The sequence below is a fragment of the Brasilonema bromeliae SPC951 genome (genome assembly GCF_012912135.1).
In the GTDB taxonomy this organism is placed as follows: domain Bacteria; phylum Cyanobacteriota; class Cyanobacteriia; order Cyanobacteriales; family Nostocaceae; genus Brasilonema; species Brasilonema bromeliae.
Map to the genome: position 1 here is coordinate 1 of NZ_QMEB01000327.1, position 5,417 is coordinate 5,417.

At 45.5% G+C, this 5,417-nt stretch carries 3 protein-coding genes; all 3 read right to left on the reverse strand.

The genetic code is table 11. The features are described 5' to 3' along the window. The coding region (locus tag DP116_RS26705) for an AAA-like domain-containing protein (RefSeq protein WP_339381598.1) at positions 1 to 1,535 on the reverse strand (1,535 nt) is incomplete at its 3' end. Beyond that, complete coding sequence (locus DP116_RS26710; protein ID WP_169158019.1) at positions 1,528 to 3,669, reverse strand: AAA-like domain-containing protein; 2,142 nt, start codon at positions 3,667 to 3,669, stop codon at positions 1,528 to 1,530. The genes DP116_RS26710 and DP116_RS26705, both read right to left, overlap by 8 nt. A gap of 311 nt (positions 3,670 to 3,980) precedes the next feature. After that, positions 3,981 to 5,174: an FtsW/RodA/SpoVE family cell cycle protein gene (locus DP116_RS26715; protein WP_169158020.1), complete on the reverse strand. Its 1,194-nt coding sequence runs from the start codon at positions 5,172 to 5,174 to the stop codon at positions 3,981 to 3,983. Positions 5,175 to 5,417: the final 243 nt, after the last annotated feature.

The following is a 5,417-nucleotide window of genomic DNA, read 5'->3' on the forward strand; positions in this document are numbered from 1 at the left end:
GTCAGGGTTTTGAGTAGCTGCCCGTTGAGATTCCACAACCGTACCGTCTTGTCATCACCAGAAGAAGCGATCGTTTTGCCATCGGGAGTGAATGCCACACTCCTGACAACACTGCGATGCCCTTCCAGTCGGTTGTGTTCCCTTATCCCATAAACAACCTGCTGGAGAATGGCAACTGCCTTCATGCGGTTACCTGCTTCTATATCCCTATCATATAGGCGTTTTCTTACCTTCAATACTTCTAGCAAAGCCTCAAGCTTTAAACCTGAGGTAAACAGGTTTTCTGAAGTTATACTTTGCATAAGAATTTCTACGTTTTTGCGGCCATTTTCTTCAGCACGCAGACGTTGCTCGTTAGCGTACAACGCCATCGTGCCCATTGCCACAGAAAATATTAACCCTCCCGCGAGATAGGGTAATAACGGCTTATAACGCTCCCACCAATCCCGCAACTTCAACGGCAAATGTTGATTCACCCACCTTAAATCAAACACTTGTTGATAAATTCGATTCCGCATCTGCAAAACATTGTGCTCACGTCGCACCACACCCGAAAGCTTGAGGTGAGATTTCACTATCGACTGTTCCTCATCCAAAACCGACTTACCACGACGAATTTCTCGATAAACAGTCAAAACACCTTCTTTATCTGGTGCACGTTTGGTGAGCATATCGCGGACAAACTGCAAGTTATTATCTTGCTCGCTCATTGCACCAAAGAAAGCACTGCTCACCAAGCCGTCAACATCAGCTTTTGATAAACTTTTCTTGTCCTGCTGGCTAATAATACAACAAAGACGCTGCGATAAATACGGATGTCCACCTGTCCACTCCAGCATCCATTTCAACACCTGTTGCGCTTCTTGAGTTGACAGCCCTAGTCCTTGTGCCAGTGGTTTTGCCTCCTCAAAAGTGAAATCAGTCAAGTCAACGCGCTGACCGATATTAAACGGTGTACGCTTAGGGTCATGTATCAAATCGCCCGGAGTTGCCACCCCAACTAGGACAAAAGAAAGACGCTGAAACTCTGGTTTCTGGGAACGAGCGTTATACAGATACCGAATAGCAGCAAAAAAATCATCAGTAAAATCTAGGCTAAGCGTCGTATCAATTTCATCAACAAAAATCACTATCGGTTCGGCAACCTCTTTCAGCAAAACCTCTTGAAAAAATGAAGTCAGCCGTTGCGTAAAACCCAGATGTGAGCGTTCTTGCCACCACTGCACCACATCTGTATCCAGCATCAGAGTTCCTTCCACAATCGTAAGTAACCCCAGATACCACTGTTCAGCAGTCACCTGCACGCCCACCTGAGTCAAATCAATCACAACCGTCTGAATTCCTTCTTCTGCCAATTGTTCAGCAGTCCGCACCATCAGGCTAGATTTGCCCATCTGGCGTGAGGTGAGGATATACACAAACTTATTTTCCCGACACAGCCCCAGCAATTCCTCATCTGCTTTGCGGGGAATGTAGACACCATTTTGGTTGGCTTGCACAGTTCCGCCAACAGTGTAGATGCTTGGGTTACTCACGCAAGTTCTCCCGGAAATACTCGGCATAAAGCTGACAGCGTGGCAAAACTGCTCGTCCTTGTTCGCGCACCAAACCCGCACCCCGCAGCCGCCAGAAGACGCGCTTATCATCACAGATGTTCTGACGAATGACTTGCAGCAACCCTTGAATCAATTCTGTTTTTTTGTGCAGTAATGAAATGTGGTGACGCAGATGATCACCAAAAGGACTATTACCAGCAGTTGCATTAGCAAATAACTCAGTCGTAGAAATTTGCTGACTCGCGACTAGGTAAAGCGCCCGACGCACCAAATAAGGATGTCCGCCCAACAGCAATATCAATTGTCTTTCCTCACTGGAGTTGAGAGGTGAACCGTGAAGGCGGTTGAGGTCAATCACTTGTTCTGGTGTAAAATCTTGTAATTCAATCACCTGTCCCACATTAAAAGGTGATTGGTTGAGGTCGTCAATGAGTTGATAAGGTTCGGTGGAAGTCACCAGCGTCAAATCCAGCTGCTTCCAAATGGGCGTGGTGGCGCGGCTATTGTGCCAACTGCGCAACATCCCAAAGAAATCATTGCGAAAGTCAGCATCAAAAACCTTATCCACCTCATCCATTGCCAAAACCAGGGGCGTCTTGCCCAACTCTTTTAAAATATGGCGTTGAACATAGCGCGTACAACGTTGACTGTTTCCTAGTGGCGTCTTCCAATACTCCTCCACTCGATCTTCCATTTCCAACTCATAAGTCAGCCAGCTGCAAAACCGCCTAAAGAAAAGTTCAGCATCTGTGAGGGCGGCTTTGTCAAAAAGTTGAAAATCCAAAAAAGCAACTCGCTTACCTGCATTAACCGCAGCTTCAATTGCGCGAATCAACAGCGAACTCTTACCAACTTGTCTTGGTCCTTTGATGGCGATGGTGACTCCTCGGTGTGCAATTGTTGTGAGGGCAATGCCATCCAATGAACGTTCCACATAAAATGCAGATTGGGAATCCATCGTTCCTTCTGGCATTTCCAACCTGACTGGCTGGGCTAAAGAAACTGGCTGCGCTGAAGCAAAAGGTCGAGGTAACGCTGAAGGTTCGCTTGTTTCAAGTAAAATAGCTTTGGCTTGCGCCTTATCAATCGGTAACTCGCCGCCGCAGACAGCCTGAGTCAACTCTGCTATCAGCCGTGGTGTATCCTCTTCACCTTGCCAGAAAGCCCAATTGATATTGTTCAGGTAAGCACTCAAAGGATACTGGAACGGTTCGCGATACCCCAAACGTACCGGGAGAATAACAGGATGTCCTCCCTGCACTTGCGCCATCTCGTGCGCCATCTTGATTTCTTGTTCCACCATCTCGCTGTAAACTGAGCGAGACGAAAGGAAAACGATGAGAAAATCTGCTTGACGAATTTCCCCTTCAATGCGTTCAGCCCAGCGCGTCCCAACCAACATTCTTTGGTCGATAAAAACTTCGTGCTGCTGTGACAGCGCTTGAAAAACCTCTAAAGCAACTGGTTCATCCGGTTCAACATCGCGCTTATAACTAATAAAGATACGCTGGCGCGTCGTCTTCTGTGCAACGGGATGATTCAGCAATTTTCTTTTAAACACAGGGGTTTGGTTTTCCTTCAAACCAAAAAGCTGAGAACAACCCAAATCATAGGCAAACTCCACCTCTTCCCCAGCCGCTAAAGCATCGTAAAACGCCACAGCAAAATTAACAGCAGCTTTATCTCCTATCTGCTGATTCATCCCAATCACATACTCGATGTGTTGACTAATCGCCTCTGCTTGCACCTGGGAATAACAAGCGTTCAGGAGAACACATTCAACCCCCTTTTTAGCAAATAGCTTAAACATACTCGCTAGCGCATCCGCTTGCACAAACGCTATCTGCCCCGTCTCATCCTCCAGCACAATTCCATCTTCCCCAGCACCGTGTCCACAAAAGTGTACAATTTGGGGTTGAGTGTCGAGGATTGCTCGATAAAAGTCGCGAGAACGAACCGCCCATTTTTGCTCTAGCTTAAACAGTTCTCGCTTATTTGCCCGCCGCAATCCCTCATCAATTTCCCGCACCTCTTCATCCAGCCGCAGCGCAGAAGTGTTTCTTGGATTCGCCGCCAAGAGCAAAATTGTTTTGACACGCGTGTTTTCACTCATAGCGGGAATATGGAGGAAGCATGAGAACTTAGCTTATTGACAAAATGCAGAATCTGTAGTAATCACACAAAGTCAGCACAATGAAATTTTTTGCTGATACTTATACATCACTATAGATGAAACCAAAATTAACTTATGCACAATTGAGGTTCGCCTTATTTCTTTTGGAATCAAACATATAGGTAGGGTGTGTAATGCCGTAGGCTAACGCACCATCCCAAGATCTTGATGCGTTAGACGTTCCGTCTAACACACCCTACAATGACTGATACATGAAACCAAAATTAACTTATGCACAACTGAGGTTCGCCTTATTTCTTCTGAAATAACTTTCGTTTCCGCCTCTTCTCACCCTCCTCTCGCAACGGTACCACGTCTGCTTCACTACTCTGTCGTGCAACCCGAATAATCAAACCAGATGCCATCAAACTGGCAACCATCGAATTTCCACCATAACTAAACATGGGCAAGGGCAAACCAGTTGTTGGCAGGGCACCAGTGGTGACACCAATGTGAAGTAAAGATTGTCCCACCATTAAAATTGTGACACCGATCGCCACCAATCGATACACTGGATGCTTTGCCTTAAGAGCGACAATTAATCCTAAAGTGGCGTATAAAGCAATCAGTAACAACAGCACAACACTACCAACAAAGCCAAACTCCTCAGCAAACACTGCAAAAATAAAATCAGTATCCTGAATTGGCAAATAAAACTGCTTTTGTTGAGAAAGCCCAAACCCGGCACCCCATTGTCTACCAGAACCCACTGCGAGCAAACTTTGCACGAGTTGATAGCCATCCCCAGTTGCATCAGCCCAAGGATTAAGGAATGATAATACCCGCTTACGCTGATATTCCTTGATACTAATACTGAGGACTGCCAACAACACTCCTCCAATTGCTGTTCCTCCTAAGTACTTGTAAGGTAATCCAGCAGCAAGGGCAATAAACCAAATCGTCATACCACACAGTGCGGTTGTGCTTAAGTTAGGCTGCCCTAAAATACCTAAAAGGACTAGACCAAAAATACCCAGCCAAAAGAAGCGAACACGCCAAGTCAGGTTTTCCCACTGACCAAAAAGTCGCGCACTTTGTAATACCAAAAAAGGTTTAATTAATTCAGATGGTTGAATTGGAAACGGTCCTAAAGCTATCCACCGGGATGCGTCAAAAGCTTTTTTTCCAACTCCTGGTACTAAGGTGGCGAAAATCAACGTCAAAAGCACTATCACAAACCAATGAGATATGCTCAAAACTTTATTCAAAGGCGAATGAACAACAATATTGAATACTATGAAACCTACTAGTACCCACAAGAGTTGACGCTTAAAGTAGTACAGTCCGTCATGATGACGAACATCAGCTACGGGATAGGATGCCGAAAATAGCATGACCAATCCCACAAACAGCCAAACCAGTGTTAACCAGCGCAATAACCGCGCTTCTAATGCCCAGCTGGACACGGAGTCATCAAATAATAAAGTCAGGCGGCGTAGATTCACGATGAATAAAATTTAAATTGTAAGGTGCGATCGTTTGGAGTTGACGTTAATGATACCAACTTGCTTTCAAAAGGGATTAAGTTGTTGATTCCTTTTTCAGGATAAAACTTGAGCAAATTGAGAACTCCCACCAAGCAGCAGCGATCATTACAGTACTCAAACCCTGCGACAGGGATGAGAAGAATATTACCGTTATATAATACCTACCCAAAGCTGTCCATTACTGGAAATATCTACCTTGGG